Genomic DNA, 24,880 nt, shown 5'->3' with positions numbered 1-24,880 from the left:
TCAGGCGCTGTAGGCGTTCATGGTCAGCAGTTCGTATTCTGCCACCGCCTCGCCGGCCTGATTGGTCAGCGTCACATGCCAACGCACTTCGCCGTATTCATCTGTCCGACGAGTCTTTTGCTTGACGGACAATCGAACGTTCAGCGCGTCGCCCGCCACGACCGGTTTCATGAAACGTAGCCCGTCAAGGCCGGTATTGGCCAGCACGGGCCCTTCATTCGGCTCGACAAACATGCCCGCCGCAAAGCTGAGCAGCAGGTAACCATGCGCCACACGTCCGGGAAAAAACGGGTTCCGCGCGGCGGCCTCATCGTTCATGTGGGCGTAGAACGTGTCGCCGGTGAATTCGGCGAAGTGTTCGATGTCGTCCAGCGTGATGACGCGCGGACCGGCCTTCAGCGTCTCACCAATCTCGAGATCATCAAAGCCACGGGTGAAAGGATGCGCTTGCGCCGCAATCTCGGGCGCGCCGGGGATCCAGCGGCCACCGATGGCGGCCAGCATCTCGGGGCTCCCCTGAACAGAGGTTCGCTGCATGTAATGCATCACGCCGCGCACACCGCCCATTTCCTCGCCCCCGCCCGCACGACCGGGGCCGCCGTGGACCAGATGCGGCAGCGGCGATCCGTGGCCGGTACTTTCCTTCATGCTGGTGCGATCGTTGATGTAGATCCGACCGTGGAACGCGCCTGCGCCCAGCGCGACCTCACGCGCGACCGCTGGGTCATGGGTGATGACCGATGCCACCAGCGACCCGCCGCCGCGATTTGCCAGCTGCACGGCATGGTCGATGTCGCGATAGCCAAGGATAGTGGACACGGGGCCGAACGCCTCTGTGTCATGCACTCGTTGCGCACCATCCGGGTCGACACAGTGATACAACATCGGCGGCAGAAACGCGCCTTTGCCGCCGTCGGCCCCGACCACGTCAAAGCTGTCTGGATCGCCATAGACACGCTCTGCCTCTGCGCCGATCAGCGCGGCCTTGGCCAGCACGTCGCGTTTCTGGCTGTTCGACACCAGCGCCCCCATGCGAGTCGCCTCATTGCGCGGGTCGCCGATCAAGGTCTTTGACAAACGGTCTGACAATGCCTCGATCAACGCCGGGACTTGCGCGTCGGGCGCGATGATCCGCCGGATCGCGGTGCATTTCTGCCCCGCCTTGGCGGTCATCTCGCGGTGGACCTCTTTGACGAAGAGGTCGAACTCGGGCGTGCCGGGCGTCGCATCCGGCCCAAGGATCGAGGCGTTCAGGCTGTCCTGTTCGGCGACAAACCGGATCGAGTTGCGCAGAATATGTGGCGCAGAGCGCAGCTTGAACGCTGTATCGGCTGAGCCAGTAAAGCTGACAACATCCTGACAGGTCAGCCGGTCCAGCATGTCGCCCAATCCGCCCGAAACCAGTTGCAGTGCACCCGCAGGCAGGATGCCGCTGTCCAGCATCAGCCGCACCGCCAATTCGGTAACATAACAAGTTGCCGTTGCCGGTTTGACGATGGCCGGCACTCCGGCCAGGAGGGTCGGCGCCAGTTTCTCCAACATCCCCCAGACGGGAAAGTTGAAAGCGTTGATATGGACAGCAATCCCCTGCAACGGCGTGCAGATATGATGACCGACAAACTGTCCCGAACGGGACAATTGTTCGACCTCACCGTCCAGATAGACATGCCCGTCCGGCATTTCGCGCCGCCCCTTGGAGGCAAAGACAAACATCGTGCCGATGCCGCCGTCGATGTCGATCAGGTGGTCCTTGGCCGTGGCCCCGGTGTTGAACGACAGGTCATACAGCGCCTGTTTGTGCTGACCCAAATGCTGCGCCAACGCCTTGAGCATCTTGGCCCGCTCGTGAAACGTCATCGCCCGCAAAGCCGGTCCGCCGGTGGTCCGCGCGTAGTCCAGCATGGCGACCACGTCGAGCGCGTCATTGCCCGCTTGCGCCATCACCGCGCCTGTCACCGCATTTTCGATCTCACGCGCGCCGGAACCGGGCGCAACCCATTGGCCAGCCGCGAAACTATTGATCTGTAGAAGGCTCATCCTTCCCCCCTGTGCTGCCAGCCTTGGCCGGTCATTGTCTGCTGTGTGTGTTCAGGCGGCCTGTGTCAGGCCCAGCCGGTCCAATCCCGCGCCCAGCCGCGTTTCCCAAGCATCCCGCATCTCAGCGGCCGTGGCGTGCCGCAGCCCCCACGCCTGTAGCTGCGCCATGCGGTCGTCAGACGGATCGCCATAGATCGCTGCTACGCGCGGACGCCAATAGGCCAGACTGTCGGCAATCGCCGCGCTCTGCCCCTGCTCGGCCAATCGCGCCAGCCCCTCTTCGGCCAGCTCCGTGTGCCGCCGTTCTCGCGGGGCAACCTCACGGATCGCCTCGGCCAGCGGCTGGTACGAGGCGCGCATCATGTCGTCCAGTTGCACCGCCACCGCGTGGCCCATACACAGGTTCATCACCACCGCATCGGCCCAGCCCGCCAGCGGATAGTTGAAGACCGACAGCCGCATGTCATGGGCCGACCGTGCGCTGCCCGGCGCGGTGTCGCGCGGCAGGCGGTCCGTCCAGGGGTGGTGGCCGACATAGCGGTCGGTATTGGCCCCGAACTCGCCCATCAGGCGCAGCACCTTATCGGCGTGATCGGTCTTTTCCAGAACGATCCGCGCAGCGGCGATGCGTTCCTTGATTCCGGGACCGTCGTTGATCACATCGGCAAAGCCTGCCGCCCCCGCCAGTTCGCTGTCGACGAAGATGCTCATCAGCTTCATCAGTTCAGCTCGGTAGCGCGGCGGCACATTGGCAGGGTTGGTCAGCTTGCCGCCCTGAGACAGGTAGTCGGCAATGTTCATCTCGTCCGTCATGTCCCTCTCCCTTACTGGTCGTAATCGACGACCACACGGTCGGTCAGCGGGAAGGATTGGCAGGACAGAACATAGCCGCGTTCCACCTCGTAATCCTCCAGCGCGTGGTTGGCGACCATCTCGACCTCGCCTTCCAACACCTTGCATTTGCAAGTGGAGCAGACCCCGGCCTTGCAGGCATAGGGCGCGTCCATCGCGTTTTGCAGCGCCGCGTCGAGGATCGAGATGTCCTTGTCCATCTCAAAGCTGCGCGCGGTGCCGTCCAACGTCACGGTCGCCTGCGTCCGCGCCGCCTGAGTTCCGGCGTCGACGTCACGCGCCTTGCGTTCCAGCCGACCGGGCTGGGCGCTGGCGAACAGTTCAAACTTGATCTGCGCATCCGCCAGCCCGTGTTCCTTCAGCGCCTTGGCAATGCCCAGCATCATCGGTTCCGGCCCGCAGATAAACGCCGTGTCGACGTTTTGCACGTCGATCCAGTGTTCGAACAAAGCCGCGCATTTTTCCGCGTCCACCCGGCCCTGAAAAAGCTCGATGTCCTGTGCGTCGGATTCCAGTACATGGATCACGTTCAGCCGCCCCATGTAGAGGTTTTTCAGATCCTCCAATTCCTCGCGGAACATGATCGTGTTCACGCCCCGGTTGGCATAGACCAGCGTGAAATCCGACCGCGGTTCCGTGGCCAACACGGTCTTTAGGATCGACAGCACCGGGGTGATCCCCGACCCGCCGGCAAAACCCAAATAGCTGCGCCGTGCTGCGGCATCGAGGGGCGTGTGGAACGATCCCATCGGTTCCATCGCCTCGACCACCATGCCGGGTTGCAGCACATCGTTGGCCCATGTGGAAAAGGCGCCGCCCTCGACCTTTTTGATGCCGACTTGCAGCACCCCCTCACCACGCCCGGCGCAGATCGAATAGGAGCGGCGCAGTTCCACGCCCTCGATCTCCTGCCGAAAGGTCAGGTACTGGCCTTGGATAAAATCGAACGCCTCGCCGTTCTTCGGCTCCAGCGTCACCACAACAGCGTCGCGGATCGTCTTTTTGACGTCCCGCACGGTCAGCTCATGAAAGCGCGGCATCGGCCACCCTCCTCAGATGCATTTGAAATAATCGAAAGGCTCAAGGCAGTCGCTACACCGCCAATGCGCCTTGCAGGGGGTAGAGCCGAACTGGCTCACACGGGTGACATTCTTTGACCCGCAACGCGGGCAATGGTCCGGGCCACCCGCAGGCGACGGCGGCGCAATGCCATAATCCTCCAGCTTGGCGCGGCCCTTGTCGGACAGCCAGTCGGTGGTCCAGGGCGGCGCGATGCGCGTCTCGATCTGGATCTTGTCCAGCCCGTGATCGCGCAGCGCCGTCTCGATATCCATCGAGATCACGCGCGTCGCCGGACAGCCCGAATAGGTCGGCGTCACCGCCACCTTGACGGTATCGCCCTCCAGCGTGACCTCGCGCACGATGCCCAGATCGACGACCGAGATCACGGGGATCTCGGGGTCCGGCACCTCGTCCAGCCAGCCCCAGATCTGATCCACTGTCGCTGTCATGGCCGCCTACCAGGTCGCGCCGTGATAGGCCCGCTGCAACCACTGCATCTGCGTCAGCAGGTGGCCCAGATGTTCGGTGTGCCGGGTGCCGGTCTTGCCGCCGGCATGGGCAAAATCACTTTCAGGAATGACCAGCGTGGCCTCTGCCATCGTGTCCCGTACTGCCGCATCCCAATCGGCGCGCAATGTCGACGGTTGCGGCGCGATCCCGGCCTCTGCCATCTGGCCGCTGACCGCGTCATCGGTGAACATCTCACCGGCAAAGGGCCAGAGCAGGTCCAGCGCCGCCTGCATCCTGCGGTGGCTTTCCGAGGTGCCGTCGCCAAGCCCGATCACCGTGTCGCGCGAGCGTTCGACGTGATAGGCCACCTCCTTGACGGACTTCGCCGCGATCCCGGCCACCCGTTCGTCCGACGACTCTGCCAGCCGCTGCAACAACAGCACATGGAACTGGTCGAACAGGTACTGCCGCATCATGGTCTGGCCGAAATCCCCGTTCGGCTGTTCCGCCAGCAGCACGTTGCGGAAATCCCAGACGTCGCGCAGCATCGCCAGATCATCGGCAGAGCGCCCCGCCCCCTCGACCTCTCCGGCAAGGCCCAGCCACATCTGCGTCTGGCCGATCAGGTCCAGCGCGGTATTGGCCAGCGCAATGTCCTCTTCCAGAACAGGCGCCAGACCGCACCATTCGCTGACCCGGTGGCCAAGGATCAGGGGATTGTCCCCCATCCGGCAGAGGAATTCGAAAAACGCCTCTTCGCGGTTCATCACATGGCCCCCACTTCGTCGGGAATATCGAAAAAGGTCGGGTGACGATAGACCTTGCTTTCGGACGGCTCATAGAGCGGCCCCTTGTCCGAGGGCGACGAGGCCGCGATATGGCGCGCCTCGACCACCCAGATCGAAACCCCTTCGTTGCGGCGGGTATAGACGTCGCGCGCGTTCTTGACCGCCATCTCGGCGTCAGGCGCATGCAGGCTGCCAACGTGGCGATGGCTCATGCCGTGCTGACCGCGGATAAACACCTCCCACAGCGGCCATTCGTGGCACTTGGGTTTGGTGGCTTCGGGCGTGTCGGGATATGCGGAATTCGGAGAGCTCATTCTGCGGCCACCTTTCTTGCGGCTTTCTTCTCGGCGTGGGCCAGCAGCCCATCGCGCACCCATTTTCCATCGTCCCAGGCCTTGTTCCGCGCCGCCAGACGTTCGCGGTTGCACGGGCCGTTGCCCTTGAGCACGTCAAAGAATTCGGACCAGTCGGGCTGCGAAAACTCGTAATGCCCGGTGTCCTCGTTCCATTTCAGGTTTTCGTCCGGAACGGTCAGGTCAAGGTATTCCGCCTGCGGCACGGTCTGATCGACGAACTTCTGACGCAGCTCGTCATTGGTGTTCATCTTGATCTTCCACGCCATCGACTGTTCCGAATGCACGGATTCCTTGTCCGAGGGGCCGAACATCATCAGCGACGGATACCAAAAGCGGTTCAGCGCATCCTGTGCCATCTTCTTCTGCGCGGGCGTGCCGTTCGCCATCTTCATCATGATGTCGTAGCCCTGCCGCTGGTGGAACGACTCTTCCTTGCAGATGCGGATCATGGCGCGCGAATACGGGCCAAAGGACGTCCGCTGCAGCGGCACCTGGTTCATGATTGCCGCACCATCCACGAGCCAGCCAACCGCGCCCATGTCGGCCCATGTCAGCGTCGGATAGTTGAAGATGGACGAATATTTCATCCGCCCGTCCAACAGCATCTCTGTCAGCTCATCGCGGGTCACACCCAGCGTTTCGGCCGCGCAATAGAGGTACAGACCATGCCCCGCCTCATCCTGCACCTTGGCCAGCAGGATCGCCTTACGTTCCAGCGTCGGCGCACGGGTGATCCAGTTGCCTTCGGGCAGTTGGCCGACGATCTCGGAATGCGCGTGCTGGCCGATCTGCCGGATCAGCGTCTTGCGATAGCCCAGCGGCATCCAGTCCTTGGGCTCGATCTTGTCGCCCGCGTCGATGCGGGCCTGAAATTCGGCGAGCTTCTCCGGGTCTTCCCGAGACGCTTCCGACTTGATCATCTGTGCGTACATCTGAGCCTCCCTGCTCGTATCTTCATACCCGTTCGAGGACGATCGCCGCCCCCTGGCCGACGCCCACACACATGGTGCAGAGCGCATAACGCCCGCCGTTGCGCCGCAACTGGTGCGCTGCAGTCAGCACCAGACGCGCGCCGGACATGCCCAGCGGATGGCCTAGCGCAATCGCCCCACCCTGCGCGTTCACACGTGGATCATCGTCCGCCACGCCCAATTCACGCAACGTGGCCAGCCCCTGCGCCGCAAAGGCCTCATTCAATTCTATCACATCCATCTGGTCTATAGTGAGGTTCAATCGCTCCAGCACCTTGCGGCTGGCCGGCACCGGACCGATCCCCATGACACGCGGCGCCACTCCGGCAGAGGCCATGCCCAGAACCCGCGCCATCGGCGTCAGACCATTCGCACGGGCAGCAATTTCAGAGGCCAGCAACAAGGCCGCCGACCCGTCGTTCACGCCGCTGGCATTGCCCGCCGTCACGCTCAGATCCGGGCCGTTCACGCCCTTCAGCTTGGACAGCTTATCGGCCGTGGTGCCGGGGCGCGGATGTTCATCAGTGTCGACAACGACCGGATCGCCCTTGCGCTGCGGCACCTCGACCGGGACGATCTCATCCGCGAACAACCCCGCCTCTTGCGCCGCGGCCCACCGCGCCTGCGACCGCGCGGCAAAAGCGTCCTGATCGGCACGGCTGATGCCATAGTCAGATGCGACGTTGTCGGCGGTCTGCGGCATGGAATCCGTGCCGTACATCGCCTTCATCTTGGGGTTCACAAAACGCCAGCCAATGGTGGTGTCATAAACTTCATTAGCACGGGTAAAGGCGGCGGTGGCCTTGGGCATCACAAAGGGCGCGCGGCTCATACTCTCCACACCGCCCGCAATGCACAGCGTATAATCGCCCGACTTGATCCCGCGTGCCGCGAAACCCACCGCGTCCATGCCGCTGGCGCAAAGCCGGTTCACAGTGGTGCCCGGAACATCCTCTGGCAGCCCCGCCAACAGCCCCGCCATGCGGGCCACGTTGCGGTTGTCTTCACCAGCCTGATTGGCAGAGCCGTAGATGACTTCATCCACCGCGCTCCAGTTCACCGAAGGGTTGCGCGCCATCAGCGCCTTGATCGGCAGCGCCGCCAGATCGTCGGCCCGAACCGAAGACAATGCCCCGCCGTATCGCCCGATCGGCGTACGCACTCCGTCGCAGATGAACGCGTCCATGTCAGACGACCCTCCCATTAATCGACCACATGGTCGGATTAATCCAGCGCAGAGATTCGCGCAAGAAAAAGTTACAGAATATCCCCACGTCGAGAATCTCGTAACATATCCAGCAACGCGACCCGCGCCGTAAGGCCCGCAAGCCAAGGGTTGGTGGGTGGGCGATGGGCCCCTGTGGCCCGAGTCCCATCCCGCCTACCCGCCATCAAAAAAGGGCGCCCCGGTTTCCCGGAACGCCCCTTTTCAATACAATATTAACAGATCAGGCGTCGACGCGATCCGCGTTCATCACCTTGGTCCAGGTTGCCACAAAGTCCGCCACGAACTTTCCAGCGTTGTCGTCCTGGGCGTAGACCTCTGCGTAGGAACGCAAGATCGAGTTTGAGCCGAAAACCAGATCGACACGGGTTGCGGTCCAGCGAGGTGCGCCCGACGCGCGGTCCTGGATCGAATAGATGCCATCGTCGCCCAGAACCCACTTGAACCCCATATCCGTCAGGTTGACGAAAAAGTCGGTGGTCAATGCCCCGGAGCGGTCCGTGAACACGCCATGCGCCGTACCGCCGTAATTGGTGCCCATCGCGCGCATGCCGCCCAGCAGAACGGTCATTTCTGGTGCCGAAAGCCCCATCAGCTGGGCACGGTCCAGCATCAGTTCCTCTGGGCTGACCACATAGTCCTTCTTCAGCCAGTTGCGGAACCCGTCGGCGACCGGTTCCAGCACGTCAAAGCTATCGGCGTCAGTCATCTCTTGCGTCGCGTCGCCCCGACCCGGCGTAAAGGGCACCTTGACGTCAAAACCCGCCGCCTTGGCGGCCTTCTCGACACCGACATTGCCCGCCAGCACGATCACATCCGCAACCGACGCATCTGCCGCCGCTGCAATCGGCTCCAGCACCGACAGCACCTTGGCCAGACGCGCGGGCTCATTGCCCTCCCAGTCCTTTTGCGGGGCCAGACGAATGCGCGCGCCATTGGCACCACCGCGCAGGTCCGACTGGCGGAAGGTCCGCGCGCTGTCCCAGGCTGTCGACACCATCTCGGCCACGGACAAGCCGCTGTCCGCGATCTTGGCCTTGACCGCGTCCACATCATAGCCGGTCGATCCCGCCGGAATCGGATCCTGCCAGATCAGATCTTCGGAGGGTGCATCCGGACCGATGTAGCGGTCACGCGTTCCCATGTCGCGGTGGGTCAGCTTGAACCAGGCGCGGGCAAACGTGTCGTCGAAATAGGCCGGATCGGCCATGAACTTCTGACAGATCGCGTTATACGTCGGGTCCATCTTCATCGCCATGTCGGCGTCGGTCATCATCGGCATGACGCGCTTGGTCGCATCCGACGGATCGACCGGCATGTCTTCTTCCTTGATGTTGACGGGACGCCACTGGTTGGCCCCGGCGGGCGATTTTGTCAGTTCCCACTCATAGCCGAACAACAGCTTGAAATAGCCCATGTCCCATTTGGTCGGCTCTGTGGTCCAAGCCCCTTCGATACCAGACGTGACCGCATTGGCTGCTTTGCCGCCAAGGTTGGTGTTGATCCAACCAAAGCCCTGCGCCTCGACGTCCGCACCTTCGGGCTCCGCGCCCAGCGCACCCGCGTCACCGTTGCCGTGCGCCTTGCCGACAGTATGGCCACCACAGGTCAACGCTGCGGTTTCCTCATCATTCATCGCCATCCGGGCAAAGGTTTCACGCACCTGGGCCGCAGTCTTGAAAGGATCAGGCACGCCGTTCACGCCCTCGGGGTTTACATAGATCAGGCCCATCTGGACAGCGGCCAGCGGGTTGTCCATCGTGTCGGGCTTGCCCACGTCGGCATACCGCTCATCCGACGGCGCCAGCCACTCACGCTCTGCACCCCAGTAGACATCCTTTTCCGGCGCCCAGATGTCTTCGCGGCCAAAAGAGAACCCAAAGGTCTTCAGACCCATCGACTCATAGGCCATGGTGCCCGCCAGCAGGATCAGGTCGGCCCAGCTCACCTTGTTGCCGTACTTCTTCTTGACCGGCCACAGCAGGCGGCGCGCCTTGTCCAGGTTGCCGTTGTCCGGCCAGCTGTTGAGCGGCGCGAACCGGATGTTGCCAGCACCGCCGCCGCCACGACCATCGGCCAGACGGTACGACCCGGCAGAGTGCCACGCCAAACGGATCATGAGGCCGCCATAGTGGCCATAGTCCGCAGGCCACCAATCCTGGCTCTCGGTCATCAGCGCCTTGACGTCCGCCTTGATCGCGTCGAAGTCCAGCGATTTGACCTCGGTCCGGTAATCAAAATCCTGACCCAGCGGATTGGTCTTGGTGTCATGCTGATGCAAGATGTCCAGGTTCAGCGACTTTGGCCACCAATCTGTAACGGTTGTGCCCGTCTCCGTAATTGCGCCGTGCATGACTGGGCATTTGCCCGCTCCGATATCATTGCCGTCCATGATGGTCTCCCTTGGTCTAAAACCCCGGTGCAGGTCCATGCCAGCCCCGGTCTCTCGATCTTTGATAGAAGGGCCGACGGAATCCGGGCAGGACGCCCGGGTTTGGCGACTCGCCCCCTCTTACTCTAGAATGCTTCTAACAAGGCACAGCCATATCTTTAAGTTGTATTTTCTCATCACCTCTATAAGTTTTTCCTATGAAAAATCTGACCCTGCGCCAACTGAGATATTTTGAGGCTCTTTCCCGGCACGGCCATTTCGGACGCGCGGCGGCGGCCTGCTCTATTTCCCAACCCGCCCTGTCAGTACAGATCCGTGATCTTGAGACAGACCTTGGCGCGCCACTGTTCGAACGCGGCGCGCGGCAGGTGCGGCTGACGGCGCTCGGCGAGGCCTGTCTGGAGCGCGCCATTAAAATTCTGCGCGCGGTGGATGAACTAGAGGATCTTGCCCGCGCGGCTCAGGGCGATCTTGTCGGACGGCTGCGACTGGGCGTGATCCCAACAGTGGCGCCCTATCTGCTGCCCGCCCTTTTTGCGGAACTTGCGCAAAGCCATGCGGGGCTGGACCTGCATATCCGTGAAACCATGACCCCGCGCCTGTTAGGTGAACTGCACGAGGGCCGGATCGACTGCGCCATTCTCGCCCTACCGGTGGGAGAACCAGGGCTGGACGAGGTGGCGCTGTTTGATGAGGCATTCGTCTTTGTCCGCCCCGAGGCCGAGACGGATCACCCGGTTCCAGACGGCGAGGCGTTGCAAAAGATGCGCCTGTTGCTGCTGGAAGAGGGGCACTGCTTTCGCGATCAGGCGCTAAGTTTCTGCAAGTTGAACGCGACAACGCCGCGCGACGGGCTGGACGGCTCCTCCCTGACGACGCTCGTGCAGATGGTCGGCGCCGGGCTGGGGGTGACGCTGATCCCGGAAATGGCCGTACCGGTGGAAACACCTTCGGCGCGGGTGGCGGTTGCCCGGTTCGCCGCCCCCGAACCGGCCCGGACCATCGGCATGGTCTGGCGCAGGTCCAGCCCACTGTCAGACCAATTTCAGCGCCTCGCCGATACGGTACGCCGGGCCGCCGCCGCCCGCGCCTGACCGGACGCCCATTACTTTGCATCTTTTGGGCATGGCCCACTTAGGGAAATTCATGAGGCGAACTTATAAAGCCATGCGAGAATCTCCACACGGCTGCATCACCACCCCATCACCCATCACCCATCAGTTTGCCGACCACTCCCGACAACAGGTCCGCCACATCGGCCAGCCCCTCTTCAGTATGCTGCCTCAATCGCGGCGCAGGTCGCGGTGTGTCCGGGACAACCCCCTCGAACGAAAACGGTGTTCCCGGCGTCAGGTAACGGCCGATTTCCGGGTGATCGATCTCGGCAAAGATCGGGTTCGCGGTCGATAGATCCGGGCCTTCGTGCAATGCCTGAGCACAGCTGCGAAACACTGATCATTCGCGCCAGACAGCGCATGGCTCGCGTCCACCGCCTCCATCATTGCATAGGCGGAGAAGAGCGGCACAAAGAAAGCAGCGAGGCTTCAGCCCCGGGCGCCTCCACCGCCTCGCGCACGGTATTGAAAAACAGGTCGGTTCAGTACCGCGCTGCCGCCGTTTTCCGGGGTGACGCCCGCGACGACCCCGGCGCCGGATGCGATCATCTCTTGCGCATAGAACTGGTCAATGCGGCCCGAAAGCCCTTACACAACGACCTTGGAGTTTTCATCAATCAAAATGGCCATGTCGCATACTCTTCAGGCTGCCGCAGCTTCGCGCGGCGCTGGTGCACAGCCCCGATCTTGCCAACTAGTTCCTGAAACTGCACCGGGCTAATCTGTCCACCGATAACCAGTTGCGGAGCGCCGCCAGTACCGGAGACGACGGCAACCGGGTTTTTCCGATGATCTCCGATTCTGTGGTACACAAATTTTTCCGAAGCAATCGCAACCGCTTCGAGGCACTTCAAGAGGTGGTGGAAGGGTTCTCGGTTGTTGAAACCCTGGACCCGGACGATATCTACTCGGAGTTAGAACTGCGGCTGAAACACCGTCGGAACTTGCCGGTGCGAATTGCGCCCGTCGCCGACTTAGCGCAATCGCTGCCTGAATATGTTGAAGACCGCCATGTGGTGCAGTTGTCAGAGGCGCTGGACCAGCCCAACCGGGTGTATCAATTGGTGCATGTGGCCGGTCTGCAAGAACACTAAGACGGGCATGACAAGATCCTCGAACGCAGGGGGCTGACAGATGCCAATGGGCAGGCTCGCTACAACGCAGTGGCGCACAGGGTGAGCCGCTGTTTTTGCTGCGGATCGACAAGGTGGGCAACGCCCCAAAACGGTTCAACGCGGTTGCCTTGTTCGACCCGGCTGATGAAAACTGCCGCGGCGCGATCCGATATGCCCTATTGGCGCGACTTTTGTCGGGCTGGGCATCCGGCTTGGTTGCTTGACCCTCCAGCCGCAGAGCTATCTACCTATACTGATAGCCCGAACCGGGGTGACATGTTTTTGGACTCGGTTCAGGCCTGACAGACCGCCGTCCCCTGTTCGGTGCATCTTGCGCCGAAATCACGCCAAATACCGATTGGAGCCCTCATGGTTACTCCCTCTCTTCACCCTGCCGCGCAATCCCTTGCCATCGAACATCAACGGGGAGACGTGTCGCGACGTGAATTTCTGACGCGCGCCACATCTCTTGGTCTGACAACCGCTGCCGCCTACAGCCTGATCGGTGTTGCCATGCCGACCGAAGCCCACGCCCAGCCCGCACAGGGCGGCACATTGCGCATCCAGTCCGACGTACGCGCACTCAAGGACCCGCGCACCTACGACTGGCCGCAAATGTCCAATTTTTCTCGCGGCTGGTTGGAATACCTCGTCGAGTATCAGCGCGACGGCAGTTTCAAGCCAATGCTGTTGGAGAGCTGGGAGGTCAACGCGGATGCCACGCAATACACCCTGAATGTACGCCCCGGTGTCACCTGGAACGATGGCACGCCCTTTACCGCCGCCGACGTCGCCTTCAACATCACACGCTGGTGCGATCAGACGGTCGAAGGTAACTCGATGGCATCCCGCATGGCCACACTGGTCGACCCGGAAACCAAACTGGCTATTGAGGGCGCGATCGTCGCCACGGACGAATTGACCGTGACACTGAACCTGCCGACACCGGACATCACGTTGATTGCCGGGTTTTCGGACTATCCCGCCGCAATCGTACCGCAGGACTTCAGCGGCGACCCAATGGCCGACCGCAAGGGCACCGGCCCCTTTATCCCGGTGGAACTGGAGGTCGGGGTTAAGTCGGTCATGGTCCGCAATGAGGATCACACATGGTGGGGCGCTGACGTCTTCGGGGGCCTTATCTGGACCGGATTGAATACATCGACTTCGGCACCGATCAAGTGACGCATTTCTCCGCCGCCGAAGCGGACGAAGTGGACATGCTGTATGAGTCGCTGGGCGAATTTGTCGAACTGTTCGACACCATCGGTTGGGAGAAATCCGAAACCCTCACAGCCAACACGGTTGTGATCCGCAGCAATCAGAACGCGGTTATCGACGGCCAGACGCCTTATGCGGACGTTCGCGTGCGGCGTGCACTGGCGCTGGCAGTGTCGAACGCCGTCTGCCTTGAACTTGGCTATGCCGATCAGGGAGAGTTGGCGGAAAACCACCATGTCTGCCCGATCCACCCGGAATACGCTGAACTGCCCGCGCCAGAGCATGATCCGGCCAAGGCCGCAGAACTGATGGCCGAAGCTGGACTTGCGGATTTTGAGCATGAACTGATTTCGATTGACGATAACTGGAGGCGCGACACCTGTGATGCCGTTGCCGCGCAGTTGCGCGATGCGGGGATCAAGGTTCGGCGCACGATCATTCCCGGCAACACTTTCTGGAACGATTGGGCCGACTACCCGTTCTCGGCAACCGATTGGGCGCAACGCCCCCTTGGCGTGCAGGTTCTGGCGCTTGCCTATCGGTCAGGCGAGGCGTGGAACGAAACCGGCTTTGCCAATGCCGAATTCGATGAGACGCTGAAGCAGGCTATGGCCATCGCAGATGCCGACGTCCGGCGCGAGCAGTCAGCCAAGCTGCAAAAGATTATGCAGGACGAAGGGGTCGTCATCCAACCCTACTGGCGCGCGACCTACCGCCATGCCCGACCGGGCGTCATCGGCGCGGAACAGCATCCGACGTTTGAGATACATGTCTACAAACTGGGCCTCGAGGCCTGAACGACCACGCCCCAAGGTCATGGACTTTGGGGCGTGCGCCGCTATTTCAAGGCTGTCCGAGGGCGTCAAACCCAGTCCAGCACCACCTTGCCGGACTTTCCCGATTTCATCGCTGCAAAGCCTTCTTGAAAGCGGTCGACGGCAAAGCGGTGTGTGATCACCTTGGATACGTCCAACCCGTTTTCCAGCATGGCGATCATCTTGTACCAGGTTTCAAAGATCTCCCGGCCGTAGACACCCTTGATCGTGATCGCCTTGAACACGATCCGCGACCAGTCCACCGGCGATTTCCCCGGTGGAATGCCCAGAAGGGCAATCCGCCCGCCCATCACCAGCGTCTCGACCATCTGGTCCAGCGCGACTTGGTTGCCAGACATCTCCAGCCCTACATCGAATCCTTCGCGCATCTTGAGCCGCGCAGTCACGTCACGCAGATTCTCTGTCGCCACGTTGACGGGCACCACGTCAGTCACCTTTTCCGCCAGTGCCAGCCGGTCCGGGTTCACATCCGTGATCACCACATGCCGCGCGCCGACGTGTCGCGCGACCGCCGCCGCCATGATGCCGATAGGCCCCGCGCCAGTGATCAGCACGTCCTCTCCCACCAGATCAAAGCTGAGCGCCGTATGGACGGCATTTCCCAACGGATCAAGAATGGCCCCGATCTCGTCGGGGATCTCATCCGGCAAGGGCACCACGTTGAAGGCAGGCAGGCGCAGAAACTGGGCAAAGGCCCCCTGTTCATTCACGCCAATCCCCCGCGTTTGAGGATCGAGGTGGAACTTGCCCGCGCGGCTCTGGCGTGAATGTTTGCCGATCAGGTGGCCCTCACCGCTGCATCGTTGACCAATCTTGAGGTCGTCCACATTACGGCCAACTTCGACAATCTCACCGGCGAACTCATGGCCTGTGACCAGCGGCACCGGCACCGTCTTTTGCGCCCAATCATCCCAGTTCCAGATGTGGATATCCGTTCCGCAGATGCCGGTAGCTTTAATCTTGATCAGAACATCATCCGGGCCAATCTCTGGCACCGGAACGCGTTCCATCAATAAACCTTCCTCGGGCTTGGCCTTGACCAGTGCCTTCATCTGATTGCTCATGAGATCACCTTTAGTTCTCGGCCGACCTCGCTAAAGGCGGCCAGCGCGCGGTCCAACTGTTCGCGCGTCAGGGCCGCGCTCATCTGTGTGCGGATGCGGGCCTGTCCGCGCGGCACCACCGGAAAGAAAAAACCCGAAACATAGACACCCCTGTCGAACAGCCGCGCCGCCATGTCCTGCGCCAGTTGCGCCTCCCCCAACATGACCGGAATGATCGGGTGCTCCCCCGGCAACAGGTCAAAACCCAGATCGGTCAGCCCGGCGCGCCAATATGCGGCGTTCTCGAACAGCTTGGCGCGCAGGTCATCGCTTTCTTCGACCAACCGGATCGCCGCAATTCCCGCCGCGACAACAGCAGGCGGCAAAGCGTTGGAGAACAGATAGGGTCGCGCCCGCTGGCGCAGCAGGTCGATCACCGGCTGCGGCCCGGCAATATAGCCGCCAATGGCCCCGCCCAGAGCCTTTCCCAGCGTGCCAGTCAGGATGTCCACATCCACGCCGAAATGCGCTGGTGTCCCCTGCCCCTTTTGCCCCATAAAACCGGTCGCGTGACAATCGTCGACCATGACAAGCGCATCGTACTTCTCTGCCAGCGCAGTGATTTCAGGCAGCTTCGCCAGATACCCGTCCATCGAGAACACACCATCCGTGGCGATCATGATAAACCGTGCACCTTCTTCACGGGCTTTCCGAAGTTTCGCCTCCAGATCCGCCATGTCGGAATTGGCGTAACGATATCGCCGCGCCTTGCACAGGCGAATGCCGTCGATAATAGAGGCATGGTTCAACGCATCCGAAATGATGGCATCCTCTGGTCCCAGCAGTGGCTCAAAGAGCCCGCCATTGGCGTCGAAGCAAGCGGCAAACAAGATCGAGTCGTCCTTGCCCAGAAACCGCGCTAGCCGGGTTTCCAGTTCGCGGTGCAGATCTTGCGTCCCGCAAATGAACCGAACAGAGGCCATGCCGTATCCCTTTGGGTCCATTGCAGATTTCGCGGCAGAAATCAGATCCGGATGATTGGCAAGGCCCAGATAGTTGTTGGCGCACAGACAAATCTTACTCTGGCCATCCACCACGATCTCACCGCCCTGCGGTGAACTGATCAAGCGCTCGCGCTTCATCAGCCCCTCAGAATCGATCTGGGCTAGCGTGTCAGTCAAATGGGTCAGGAATCGTTTTGTCATGTCAGCCTCCGTTGTCGGAAACGCTAACATAACGGATTAAAATCCCAAATAGAGGATTTTCAGTATTACGGATTTTTTTCCGCCGTACCGGCAGAATCACGCATCTTGAACCACCAGAAATGCCCGTGCCGGCGCAACAGCAGCGATGCGATGTGCGACGTCGGCAGCGTAGCGTGCAGTATCACCGGGGCCGAGCCGTTCGGCCCCGCCCGCGCTGGTCACTTCGATCTCACCCTCGATCACGCTGAGGTGTTCGCGGGCGCCGCGGGTATGCGGCAGGCTATCGAGCATCCCGCCTGCCGAGAACCGCAACTCATACACCTCATGCCGCCCCGCCTCTTCGGGCGGAGACAGAATACGGATGGTACAGCCTGCACCGCGGTTCTCGATGGAGGGCACATCATCGGCGCGCAAAACTTCGATCTGTCGTGCAGGCGCCTCTTCCAGTAGCCCGGCAAAATCGACCTGCAGGGCGCGCGTCAGATTCCAAAGCGTCGCGATGGTGGGCGAGGATTCCCCCCGCTCTATCTGACTGACCATGCTACGGGACACGCCCGACAATTTGGCCACGGCATCCAGTGACAGCCCTTGCGCGCGGCGGGCATCTTTCAGTCTGGTCGGCAGTTTGGCCAAAATGGCATCTGGATCATCCGTCATACCGGATAAATAGCCTGACCATCTCAACCCGACAAGCCTGTTGGCCTTTTCACCACGCGTAGGCCATGCCACGGTTCGCACGATTTCAAACAGGACAGCCCCATGACCGACAGCCATGTTTCAACTCATGACGCCGCGCCCGATGCACGCAATGACGATATCCGAATTTACGTCAACGGGGAGATTGTGCACCGAGACGAGGCGCAGGTATCGGTGTACGACAGCGGCTTTCTTCTTGGGGATGGCATCTGGGAGGGGTTGCGCCTGTATGACGGCCATATCCCCTTTCTGGACGCGCATCTGGACCGCCTGTATGAGGCGGCGCTGTATCTGGATCTGGACATCGGCAAAACGCGAGCTGACCTGACACAAGCCATCTGGGATACGCTGGATGCCAACGGCATGACGACAGATGTGCATATCCGGCTAATGGTCACGCGCGGGCGCAAGAAGAAACCATTCCAACACCCACATCTGAGCATATACGGTCCCACCATTGTCATCATTGCCGAGCATTCGAAGCCCGATGATAGTGTTATTGAACGCGGCATTTCTCTGTTCACTGTACCCCATCATCGAGGATTGCCACTGACGCAGGATGCCAAGCTGAACTCACACTCCAAACTCAACTGCATCATTGCGCTGAACCATGCAGTCCGCGCAGGCGCGGATGAGGCGCTGATGTTGGACCCTTTCGGGTTTGTGAACACGACCAACGCCTGCAACTTCTTTATCGTTCGCGGCGGGGCCGTTTGGACATCAACCGGTGACTATTGCATGAACGGCATCACCCGCCAAAAAGTGATCGACCTGTGTATGACCTTGGACATCCCTGTGTTTGAGCGGAACTATTCACTGGTCGACACCTACGGTGCGGATGAGGCCTTTCTCACCGGCACCTTTGGAGCTCAGACCCCTGTTTTCATGATCGATGGACGCGTGATCGGCGGCGGGAAAGCCGGGCCGGTGTTTCACCGAATCCGGGCGGCCTACAAGAAATTGGTCGATGAGGAACGCAGCTGACCCGTGAAAAGCCAGAACGCGCCGCCGCGCGCCACCCCTGTGAGCTGAACCAGATTGTCTTGCTGCAATCACCGATAGGACATCGCCAAAAACAAATCAGCTTGGACAGTGAACTGAACGGCGGGTTCGAACTTCATAGACTAATTTTCTCGACGTTTTCGCCATGCTGGTCGAGATATGCGCAGAAGTTGGTGACGCGTGATCAGGCGGCGTTTTGAAGTTGGCGGACGCCGTCGCGGAACTCAACCCCGCTGATGACCTCCGGGAGGCGATTCCGCCCGTCGAGTTTTCGCCATTTCGTCTGAGCAGACATCATCAGCCGGAAAGCCATGGCGAGCCCAGTCTTGCGGCTGAGGCAGCCCTTGGTGCGTTTCGTCCTGTGTCTGACGGTGGCGAACGTGCTCTCGATCGGATTTGACGTCCGGATGTGTTTCCAGTGTTCGGCCGGGTAGTCGTAGAAGGTCAGTAGTGCATCCCGATCCTTGACCAACTTGGCGACTGCCTTGTCCCATTTCACGCCGTAGGCATCGACGAAGAAGTCGAAGGCGGCCGACGCCGCGGCTCGGGTTTCGGCCTGCCAGATGTCGTGCAGGTGCGCCTTGGCCTTGGCTTGCACCGATTTCGGCAGCGCGTTGAGCACGTTCATGGTTTTGTGGAGCCAGCACCGCTGCTCCTGTGTCGAGGGGAAGACCTCGCGCAGTGCCGCCCAGAACCCCAGGGCGCCGTCGCCTATGGCGAGCTTGGGATCCTGCTTCAGTCCGCGGCGTTTGAGATCGAGCAGAACCTCGCGCCAACTCTGAGTGCTTTCGCGGAAGCCGTCGGTCATGGCCAGCAGCTCCTTGCGGCCGTATTCATCCGCACCCACGATCACCAAAACGCATTGTTTTTCCTCGGCCCTTCGCGGCTTGAAATAGACGCCGTCGGCCCAGATGTAGAGAAACCGCCGGGTGCCGAGGTCACGCTTTTCCCAGGCCTCGTACTCGGACCACCAGTCCGCTTTCAGCCGCGTGATCGTAGTGGCCGAGAGGCCCTTGGCGTGTGGCCCCAGCAGGGCGGCAAGCGCCTCACTGAAATCGCCGGTGGACACGCCCTTCAGGTAAAGCCAGGGCAGCAGCTCTTCGACCGACTTTGCCTTGCGCAGATACCGCGGCAGGATGCTGGGCGTGAACGCGATCTTGTCCGTGCCCGGCTTGCGGTCCCGCACACGCGGCACCGTCACGGCAACAGGCCCGACACCGGTCAAAATCTCACGCTCGGGCAGGTGCCCATGACGAACCAGTCTTGCGCGACCATCCTCAAGCTTGTGATCGGCAAAGGCGCCAAGCAGCGTGGACAGTTCCGCCTCAATCGCCTGCTCGATCAGCTTGCGCGCGCCGTCCCGGATGAGGTCGGTCAGCGGGTCCGGCGAAATCCCGGATGGATCAGATAGCTGGGTGATGGTATTCTCTTGCATGTGGCATATCCCTTTCTCGGTTGAGAATTGACGGCGCTTCGACACCGCCATGATATGTCGCCCCTCAGGGCATCACCAACTTTCGCGCATATCTCATGCTGGTCCTGACCTTGGCTGTATTCGTTCCAGGTACCCTCGACACTTGGAAGAAGTTGAGGTTCCAAGAATCCCTCCGCTGCTTCTTGGCAATGTTGGCTAACTTGGCCATCTTGGTGGCATTTCCGCGGATTTCGTTGATCCTGCCGAAATCGATGAGCGTCGGAGCAGAGCAGGAATGCCAACCAAACAAGTCATCCCCAGAAATCTCCGGCACTTGCGCCTGCTTCCGGCGATTGCTGACACCCGCTCACTAACCGGAGCGGCGCAGTTCCACGGCCTGTCCCAAACCGCCGTGACTCATGCTCTTCACAAGCTGGAGGCCGCAGTGGGCAGCCCCTTGTTCGAGCGCAGCAGCACTGGTGCCTTTCCCACGGATCGCGGCGCGGTCTTATTGGCCCGGGTCCGCCGCGCACTGGATCGATTGGACCCGGCGCTAGAATCGATGGCTGCTGGCCTCTCGCGTGTGGTCACACAGTCCCAATTGATTGCGCTCATCGCGACGGCGGACAACGGCAATGTTACATTGGCAGCTCGACGACTTGGGTTGTCCCAGCCAACGGTTCAACGCGCAATCACCGATCTTGAACGGGCGGCCGCGCGACCACTTTTTGACCGCGCGGCGAGTGGGCTTGTCCCGCGTCGCGCATGTCTCACACTGTGCCGTGCCGCCCGGCTTGCCTTTGCCGAGTTGGATCAAGCCGAAGCAGATCTGGCCGAATTCGATGGTCGCATTGGGGGAAGAATTGTGGTCGGCGCATTGCCACTATGCCGCTCCAACCTGCTGCCGTCTGTTTTGGTAGCCTTTCAAAAGGAACGTCCAGGCATCCCTATTTCCGTATTGGACGGTCGCTACGATGATCTGCTGGCCGGGTTGGTTTCGGGCAAGATCGACATGATTTTGGGCGCTCTACGGGATCCGCCACCCATGGCGGAGGTAGAACAACGCCCGCTTTTCGAAGATCGTTTATGTTTCGTGGCGGGCCCAGATCATCCAATGACCCGAGGCCCTTCCCCCTCGATCGACGCACTGGCACAGAAGACTTGGATAGTTCCTCGACAGGAAGCGCCATCCCGGCACCAGTTTGAATCCTTCTTTCAGAATCGTGGAATGGCACCGCCCCGAAACGTTATCGAAAGCGGTTCGGTCCTCTTGATGCGAGAAACCCTGAGACAAAGCGATATGCTGGGGTGTGTATCAGGTGGCCAGGCCGCGGCGGAAATTCGTCAAGGATTGATGGTCAAACTTGTGGTTCAACCGGACGTACCGGCGCGGCCGATTGGTCTGACTTTTCGTTCCTGTTGGTTTCCGACAGCGATTCAGGGTCGTTTTCTGGACCTGGTTCACGACTGTTCTTCGAAGTTATAGGCACGTCATTTTTGATTTATGAGAAAAGCCCCGCAGGTTTTCACCTACGGGGCTTTTTGTATTGGTTGTCGTATAGAGTATCTGGTTTTTTCTAGGTTTGGCGGCGACCTACTCTCCCACGTCTTAAGACGCAGTACCATTGGCGCGACGGCACTTAACGGCCGGGTTCGGAATGGAGCCGGGTGTTTTGCTCGTGCTATGACCACCAAACCAAGGAAAAACCAGGACGATGCATTTGTGATGCATCGTCAATCAATCAACACCGTCGCTTTTGGGGCGAGGTCGTTGTCCAGGTCGAAGTTTACTGTGTTTACGGTGTAGTATGCTTATTTGTCCGTAGAGCTCGGTGATTAACCTTGCTGTTACTGGATCAAATCAAGCCTATCGGACCATTAGTACCAGTCAGCTGAACACATTGCTGTGCTTACACCTCTGGCCTATCGACGTGGTGGTCTTCCACGGTCCTCAGGGAGATCTTGTTTTGAAGGGGGCTTCCCGCTTAGATGCCTTCAGCGGTTATCCTTTCCGATCATAGCTACCCAGCACTGCTATTGGCATAACAACTGGTCCACCAGTGGATCGTTCACCCCGGTCCTCTCGTACTAGGGGCAACTCTTCTCAAATCTCCTACACCCACGGCAGATAGGGACCGAACTGTCTCACGACGTTCTAAACCCAGCTCACGTACCTCTTTAAATGGCGAACAGCCATACCCTTGGGACCTGCTCCAGCCCCAGGATGAGATGAGCCGACATCGAGGTGCCAAACACTGCCGTCGATATGGACTCTTGGGCAGTATCAGCCTGTTATCCCCGGCGTACCTTTTATCCGTTGAGCGATGGCCCTCCCACTTGGGACCACCGGATCACTATGGCCGTCTTTCGACTCTGCTCGACTTGTCAGTCTTGCAGTCAGGCTGGCTTCTGCCATTGCACTCAACGAGCGATTTCCGACCGCTCTGAGCCAACCTTCGCGCGCCTCCGTTACGCTTTAGGAGGCGACCGCCCCAGTCAAACTACCCACCACGCAGGGTCCCGGATCCGGATAACGGACCGCGGTTAGACATCAAACAAAACAAGGGTGGTATCTCAAGGGAGGCTCCACAGAGACTGGCGTCCCTGCTTCGAAGCCTACCACCTATCCTGCACATGTTGTGTCTGATGCCAGTGCGAAGCTGTAGTGAAGGTGCACGGGGTCTTTCCGTCTAACCGCGGGTAGCCTGCATCTTGACAGGCAATTCAATTTCGCTGAGTCGATGTTGGAGACAGCGGGGAAGTCGTTACGCCATTCGTGCAGGTCGGAACTTACCCGACAAGGAATTTCGCTACCTTAGGACCGTTATAGTTACGGCCGCCGTTTACCTGGGCTTCAATTCAGAGCTTGCACCCCTCCTTTTAACCTTCAGGCACCGGGCAGGCGTCAGACCCTATACGTCGTCTTGCGACTTCGCAGAGCCCTGTGTTTTTAATAAACAGTCGCCACCCCCTGGTTTGTGCCCCCGACGCTCTTACGCCGGGCCTCCTTCTCGCGAACTTACGGAGGTATTTTGCCGAGTTCCTTCAACATCGTTCTCTCAAGCGCCTTGGTATTCTCTACCAGTCCACCTGTGTCGGTTTAGGGTACGATCTAATGGAGGGCTATTTCCAGGGACTGTCTTGGATACGCGCCAATCCGATAAGGCACGCACGCCGCCACAATCCGTCACATCCTCCTGGCCCAGGAATATTAACCTGGTTCCCATCGACTACGCCTTTCGGCCTCGCCTTAGGGGTCGGCTTACCCTGCTCAGATTAGCTTTAAGCAGGAACCCTTGGACTTTCGGCGAGAGTGTCTCTCACACTCTTTGTCGCTACTCATGTCATCATTCTCACTAGTGATCTCTCCACCGGATCGCTCACGCGCCGGCTTCATCGAAAGCTTCGTGTCTCCGGTCTCCCCGAAGGGATAAAGAGACATGAAGCTATATCACACTACGCTCCGCTACCATGCTCACGCATCCTAAGCTTCGGCTCATGGCTTGAGCCCCGTTACATCTTCGCCGCAGGACAACTTATTTAGACCAGTGAGCTGTTACGCTATCTTTAAAGGATGGCTGCTTCTAAGCCAACCTCCTGGTTGTTTTGGTCGTCCCACCTGCTTTCCCACTTAGCCATGAATTGGGGGCCTTAGCTGTAGGTCAGGGTTGTTTCCCTCTCCACTACGGACGTTAGCATCCGCAGTGTGTCTGCCATCTAGTACTCCCCGGTATTCGGAGTTTGGTTAGGATCAGTAAGCCTGTGGGGCCCCATTACCCATCCAGTGCTCTACCCCCGGGGGTATTCGGATGACGCTCTACCTAAATAGATTTCGCGGAGAACCAGCTATCTCCGAGTTTGATTGGCCTTTCACCCCTAGGCACAACTCATCCCGACCTTTTTCAACAGGTGTGGGTTCGGACCTCCAGTAAGTGTTACCTTACCTTCATCCTGGTCATGCCTAGATCACTCGGTTTCGGGTCTGATCCATCTAACTCGACGCCCTATTAAGACTCGCTTTCGCTGCGCCTACACCTATCGGCTTAAGCTTGCTAGATAGACCAAGTCGATGACCCATTATACAAAAGGTACGCCGTCACAAGACTGGACACTAATGATAACCTTATCTGCTCGGGATGGAGACACGGTATTGCACCGTTTCGATACCGGGATTGGCCTCGTAGATCTCCGCGTTTGACCGATGGTCATAGCTCAGCGCAAAGCGCCAGCCGCGGGACGTTTCAAAGCCCAGCTCGATCCCTGACCGGAATGCAAGCATTCCACCTAGATCAAAGCCGCCGTTATCGAAGTACAGCCCCGGCATCGTGTGCAGTTCGACGTAGAAGCCGCTCTGCCACAGATCAATCCGGTAGGTCGCGCCGTAGCCGACCCAGGCCTCTCCCTTTTCGCCAACTGAAAGCCCGACCGCATGGCCGAAGGGACCGTTGCGGTGCCCCAGATCGTAGCGCATGTAGGTTTCAGCAGCAGGTTTGGCCCGCCGTTTCACCACTTCACCAGCCGAGACGGCCAGCCGTGGTGTGACATCCGACTGCCCGAGGCAGCCATCTGTCGTTCCGCAGTGATCCTGTGTCATGTCGGTCAGACCGAGCACGATCAGTAGCACTGCAAAGGTTCCATCCGCCATGTTTTTTGCCTTATCTTATCGGCGACTTGACGGCGATTGCCGCTCAATAACCGCTTTCGATAAAGCGCTGACATGGCTGAGATTGTCATTAGAGTCCAGTCAAGCTCCGACTGATTGTAGGCGTTCGGTTTCAGGAACTGTTTCACTCCCCTCGTCGGGGTGCTTTTCACCTTTCCCTCACGGTACTGGTTCACTATCGGTCAGCAAGGAGTACTTAGCCTTCGAAGGTGGTCCTCCGATCTTCAGACAGAATTTCACGTGTTCCGCCCTACTTAATACGTCCCATTGAGCTTCCTATACGGGGCTATCACCCGCTATGGCTGTGCTTCCCAGCACATTCTAGTCACTCTCAAGGCTCGGCTGATCCCCGTTCGCTCGCCGCTACTAGGGGAGTATCAATTGATTTCCTTTCCTCCGGGTACTTAGATGTTTCAGTTCCCCGGGTTTGCTCTTCA

At 60.0% G+C, this 24,880-nt stretch carries 19 protein-coding genes, 2 rRNA genes and 1 pseudogene (1 of these 22 only partly in view); 6 read left to right on the top strand and 16 right to left on the bottom strand.

The window, feature by feature from the left end; all coding sequences use genetic code 11:
- From paaZ to katG, 9 genes are all read right to left on the bottom strand, one after another.
- Nucleotides 1-2,037, bottom strand: a complete 2,037-nt coding sequence (paaZ, locus tag ANTHELSMS3_RS11995) for a phenylacetic acid degradation bifunctional protein PaaZ (protein ID WP_094035062.1) — start codon at nucleotides 2,035-2,037, stop codon at nucleotides 1-3.
- A 51-nt stretch (nucleotides 2,038-2,088) separates the two neighbouring features.
- The gene (locus ANTHELSMS3_RS11990; protein WP_094035061.1) at nucleotides 2,089-2,850 is read right to left on the bottom strand and encodes a Phenylacetic acid catabolic protein; all 762 of its coding nucleotides are present in this window, start codon (nucleotides 2,848-2,850) and stop codon (nucleotides 2,089-2,091) included.
- A gap of 11 nt (nucleotides 2,851-2,861) precedes the next feature.
- Nucleotides 2,862-3,929 carry a 1,2-phenylacetyl-CoA epoxidase subunit PaaE gene (gene paaE, locus ANTHELSMS3_RS11985; RefSeq protein ID WP_094035060.1) on the bottom strand — a complete coding sequence of 356 codons (1,068 nt, stop codon included), beginning with the start codon at nucleotides 3,927-3,929 and terminating at the stop codon, nucleotides 2,862-2,864.
- A 12-nt stretch (nucleotides 3,930-3,941) separates the two neighbouring features.
- Nucleotides 3,942-4,400 (bottom strand): 1,2-phenylacetyl-CoA epoxidase subunit PaaD, encoded by a 459-nt coding sequence (gene paaD / locus ANTHELSMS3_RS11980; protein WP_094035059.1) that lies wholly within the window; start codon nucleotides 4,398-4,400, stop codon nucleotides 3,942-3,944.
- A 6-nt stretch (nucleotides 4,401-4,406) separates the two neighbouring features.
- Nucleotides 4,407-5,168, bottom strand: a complete 762-nt coding sequence (gene paaC / locus ANTHELSMS3_RS11975; protein WP_094035058.1) for a 1,2-phenylacetyl-CoA epoxidase subunit PaaC — start codon at nucleotides 5,166-5,168, stop codon at nucleotides 4,407-4,409.
- Nucleotides 5,168-5,503, bottom strand: coding sequence for a 1,2-phenylacetyl-CoA epoxidase subunit PaaB (gene paaB / locus ANTHELSMS3_RS11970; RefSeq protein ID WP_094035057.1), 336 nt, complete (start codon nucleotides 5,501-5,503; stop codon nucleotides 5,168-5,170). Before paaB ends, paaC begins: the two co-directional genes overlap by 1 nt.
- The gene (paaA, locus tag ANTHELSMS3_RS11965; RefSeq protein ID WP_094035056.1) at nucleotides 5,500-6,477 is read right to left on the bottom strand and encodes a 1,2-phenylacetyl-CoA epoxidase subunit PaaA; all 978 of its coding nucleotides are present in this window, start codon (nucleotides 6,475-6,477) and stop codon (nucleotides 5,500-5,502) included. Before paaA ends, paaB begins: the two co-directional genes overlap by 4 nt.
- 22 nt (nucleotides 6,478-6,499) lie before the next feature.
- Nucleotides 6,500-7,702, bottom strand: a complete 1,203-nt coding sequence (gene pcaF / locus ANTHELSMS3_RS11960) for a 3-oxoadipyl-CoA thiolase (RefSeq protein ID WP_094035055.1) — start codon at nucleotides 7,700-7,702, stop codon at nucleotides 6,500-6,502.
- A 262-nt stretch (nucleotides 7,703-7,964) separates the two neighbouring features.
- Complete coding sequence (gene katG / locus ANTHELSMS3_RS11955) at nucleotides 7,965-10,133, bottom strand: catalase/peroxidase HPI (protein WP_094035054.1); 2,169 nt, start codon at nucleotides 10,131-10,133, stop codon at nucleotides 7,965-7,967.
- A gap of 197 nt (nucleotides 10,134-10,330) precedes the next feature.
- Between katG and ANTHELSMS3_RS11950 the strand changes: the two genes are divergently transcribed.
- Nucleotides 10,331-11,227, top strand: a complete 897-nt coding sequence (locus ANTHELSMS3_RS11950) for a hydrogen peroxide-inducible genes activator (RefSeq protein ID WP_094035053.1) — start codon at nucleotides 10,331-10,333, stop codon at nucleotides 11,225-11,227.
- Nucleotides 11,228-11,336: 109 nt separating this feature from the next.
- On the opposite strand, the gene ANTHELSMS3_RS25535 is transcribed toward ANTHELSMS3_RS11950, so the two are convergent.
- Nucleotides 11,337-11,585 (bottom strand): hypothetical protein, encoded by a 249-nt coding sequence (locus ANTHELSMS3_RS25535; RefSeq protein WP_157733490.1) that lies wholly within the window; start codon nucleotides 11,583-11,585, stop codon nucleotides 11,337-11,339.
- A gap of 451 nt (nucleotides 11,586-12,036) precedes the next feature.
- Between ANTHELSMS3_RS25535 and ANTHELSMS3_RS11940 the strand changes: the two genes are divergently transcribed.
- From ANTHELSMS3_RS11940 to ANTHELSMS3_RS11930, 3 genes and pseudogenes are all read left to right on the top strand, one after another.
- The gene (locus tag ANTHELSMS3_RS11940; RefSeq protein ID WP_094035052.1) at nucleotides 12,037-12,342 is read left to right on the top strand and encodes a hypothetical protein; all 306 of its coding nucleotides are present in this window, start codon (nucleotides 12,037-12,039) and stop codon (nucleotides 12,340-12,342) included.
- A 95-nt stretch (nucleotides 12,343-12,437) separates the two neighbouring features.
- A complete protein-coding gene (locus tag ANTHELSMS3_RS26480) occupies nucleotides 12,438-12,587 on the top strand; it encodes a hypothetical protein (RefSeq protein ID WP_368074419.1) in 150 nt (49 codons plus the stop codon).
- A gap of 145 nt (nucleotides 12,588-12,732) precedes the next feature.
- Nucleotides 12,733-14,381: pseudogene (locus tag ANTHELSMS3_RS11930) on the top strand (ABC transporter substrate-binding protein).
- A 65-nt stretch (nucleotides 14,382-14,446) separates the two neighbouring features.
- On the opposite strand, the gene tdh reads toward ANTHELSMS3_RS11930, so the two are convergent.
- The 3 genes from tdh to ANTHELSMS3_RS11915 all read right to left on the bottom strand — a co-directional run bounded on the left by tdh (nucleotide 14,447) and on the right by ANTHELSMS3_RS11915 (nucleotide 17,325).
- On the bottom strand, nucleotides 14,447-15,484 hold the full coding sequence (gene tdh, locus ANTHELSMS3_RS11925; RefSeq protein WP_094035050.1) for an L-threonine 3-dehydrogenase: 1,038 nt from the start codon (nucleotides 15,482-15,484) through the stop codon (nucleotides 14,447-14,449).
- Nucleotides 15,481-16,668 carry a glycine C-acetyltransferase gene (locus ANTHELSMS3_RS11920; RefSeq protein ID WP_094035049.1) on the bottom strand — a complete coding sequence of 396 codons (1,188 nt, stop codon included), beginning with the start codon at nucleotides 16,666-16,668 and terminating at the stop codon, nucleotides 15,481-15,483. The genes tdh and ANTHELSMS3_RS11920 overlap by 4 nt, the downstream gene beginning before the upstream one ends.
- 96 nt (nucleotides 16,669-16,764) lie before the next feature.
- Nucleotides 16,765-17,325, bottom strand: coding sequence for a helix-turn-helix domain-containing protein (locus tag ANTHELSMS3_RS11915; RefSeq protein ID WP_094037086.1), 561 nt, complete (start codon nucleotides 17,323-17,325; stop codon nucleotides 16,765-16,767).
- A gap of 102 nt (nucleotides 17,326-17,427) precedes the next feature.
- Between ANTHELSMS3_RS11915 and ANTHELSMS3_RS11910 the strand changes: the two genes are divergently transcribed.
- Nucleotides 17,428-18,348, top strand: a complete 921-nt coding sequence (locus ANTHELSMS3_RS11910) for an aminotransferase class IV (protein ID WP_094035048.1) — start codon at nucleotides 17,428-17,430, stop codon at nucleotides 18,346-18,348.
- A gap of 202 nt (nucleotides 18,349-18,550) precedes the next feature.
- On the opposite strand, the gene ANTHELSMS3_RS11905 is transcribed toward ANTHELSMS3_RS11910, so the two are convergent.
- Nucleotides 18,551-19,801: an IS256 family transposase gene (locus tag ANTHELSMS3_RS11905; protein ID WP_094033518.1), complete on the bottom strand. Its 1,251-nt coding sequence runs from the start codon at nucleotides 19,799-19,801 to the stop codon at nucleotides 18,551-18,553.
- Nucleotides 19,802-20,075: 274 nt separating this feature from the next.
- Here ANTHELSMS3_RS11905 and ANTHELSMS3_RS11895 point away from each other — a divergent pair, with 274 nt between their 5' ends.
- Nucleotides 20,076-21,266 carry a LysR family transcriptional regulator gene (locus ANTHELSMS3_RS11895; protein ID WP_094035046.1) on the top strand — a complete coding sequence of 397 codons (1,191 nt, stop codon included), beginning with the start codon at nucleotides 20,076-20,078 and terminating at the stop codon, nucleotides 21,264-21,266.
- 95 nt (nucleotides 21,267-21,361) lie between these two features.
- Here ANTHELSMS3_RS11895 and rrf read toward each other — a convergent pair.
- Together rrf and ANTHELSMS3_RS11885 are read right to left on the bottom strand one after the other, a co-directional pair.
- Nucleotides 21,362-21,476 (bottom strand): 5S ribosomal RNA (gene rrf / locus ANTHELSMS3_RS11890).
- A 161-nt stretch (nucleotides 21,477-21,637) separates the two neighbouring features.
- Nucleotides 21,638-24,880: ribosomal RNA gene (locus ANTHELSMS3_RS11885) — 23S ribosomal RNA — on the bottom strand; it runs 208 nt beyond the window's last position.

The organism is Antarctobacter heliothermus, from assembly GCF_002237555.1.
Lineage (GTDB): Bacteria > Pseudomonadota > Alphaproteobacteria > Rhodobacterales > Rhodobacteraceae > Antarctobacter > Antarctobacter heliothermus_B.
This window is presented reverse-complemented; position numbering and strand designations above follow the sequence as displayed.

What these genes read in the sequence shown, in the direction of transcription:
- paaZ (WP_094035062.1), bottom strand. Translation starts at nt 2,037, where the DNA reads ATGAGCCTTCTACAGATCAATAGTTTCGCGGCTGGCCAATGGGTTGCG.
- ANTHELSMS3_RS11990 (WP_094035061.1), bottom strand. Translation starts at nt 2,850, where the DNA reads ATGACGGACGAGATGAACATTGCCGACTACCTGTCTCAGGGCGGCAAG.
- paaE (WP_094035060.1), bottom strand. Translation starts at nt 3,929, where the DNA reads ATGCCGCGCTTTCATGAGCTGACCGTGCGGGACGTCAAAAAGACGATC.
- paaD (WP_094035059.1), bottom strand. Translation starts at nt 4,400, where the DNA reads ATGACAGCGACAGTGGATCAGATCTGGGGCTGGCTGGACGAGGTGCCG.
- paaC (WP_094035058.1), bottom strand. Translation starts at nt 5,168, where the DNA reads ATGAACCGCGAAGAGGCGTTTTTCGAATTCCTCTGCCGGATGGGGGAC.
- paaB (WP_094035057.1), bottom strand. Translation starts at nt 5,503, where the DNA reads ATGAGCTCTCCGAATTCCGCATATCCCGACACGCCCGAAGCCACCAAA.
- paaA (WP_094035056.1), bottom strand. Translation starts at nt 6,477, where the DNA reads ATGTACGCACAGATGATCAAGTCGGAAGCGTCTCGGGAAGACCCGGAG.
- pcaF (WP_094035055.1), bottom strand. Translation starts at nt 7,702, where the DNA reads ATGGACGCGTTCATCTGCGACGGAGTGCGTACGCCGATCGGGCGATAC.
- katG (WP_094035054.1), bottom strand. Translation starts at nt 10,133, where the DNA reads ATGGACGGCAATGATATCGGAGCGGGCAAATGCCCAGTCATGCACGGC.
- ANTHELSMS3_RS11950 (WP_094035053.1), top strand. Translation starts at nt 10,331, where the DNA reads ATGAAAAATCTGACCCTGCGCCAACTGAGATATTTTGAGGCTCTTTCC.
- ANTHELSMS3_RS11940 (WP_094035052.1), top strand. Translation starts at nt 12,037, where the DNA reads ATGATCTCCGATTCTGTGGTACACAAATTTTTCCGAAGCAATCGCAAC.
- tdh (WP_094035050.1), bottom strand. Translation starts at nt 15,484, where the DNA reads ATGAGCAATCAGATGAAGGCACTGGTCAAGGCCAAGCCCGAGGAAGGT.
- ANTHELSMS3_RS11920 (WP_094035049.1), bottom strand. Translation starts at nt 16,668, where the DNA reads ATGACAAAACGATTCCTGACCCATTTGACTGACACGCTAGCCCAGATC.
- ANTHELSMS3_RS11915 (WP_094037086.1), bottom strand. Translation starts at nt 17,325, where the DNA reads ATGACGGATGATCCAGATGCCATTTTGGCCAAACTGCCGACCAGACTG.
- ANTHELSMS3_RS11910 (WP_094035048.1), top strand. Translation starts at nt 17,428, where the DNA reads ATGACCGACAGCCATGTTTCAACTCATGACGCCGCGCCCGATGCACGC.
- ANTHELSMS3_RS11905 (WP_094033518.1), bottom strand. Translation starts at nt 19,801, where the DNA reads ATGCAAGAGAATACCATCACCCAGCTATCTGATCCATCCGGGATTTCG.
- ANTHELSMS3_RS11895 (WP_094035046.1), top strand. Translation starts at nt 20,076, where the DNA reads ATGCCAACCAAACAAGTCATCCCCAGAAATCTCCGGCACTTGCGCCTG.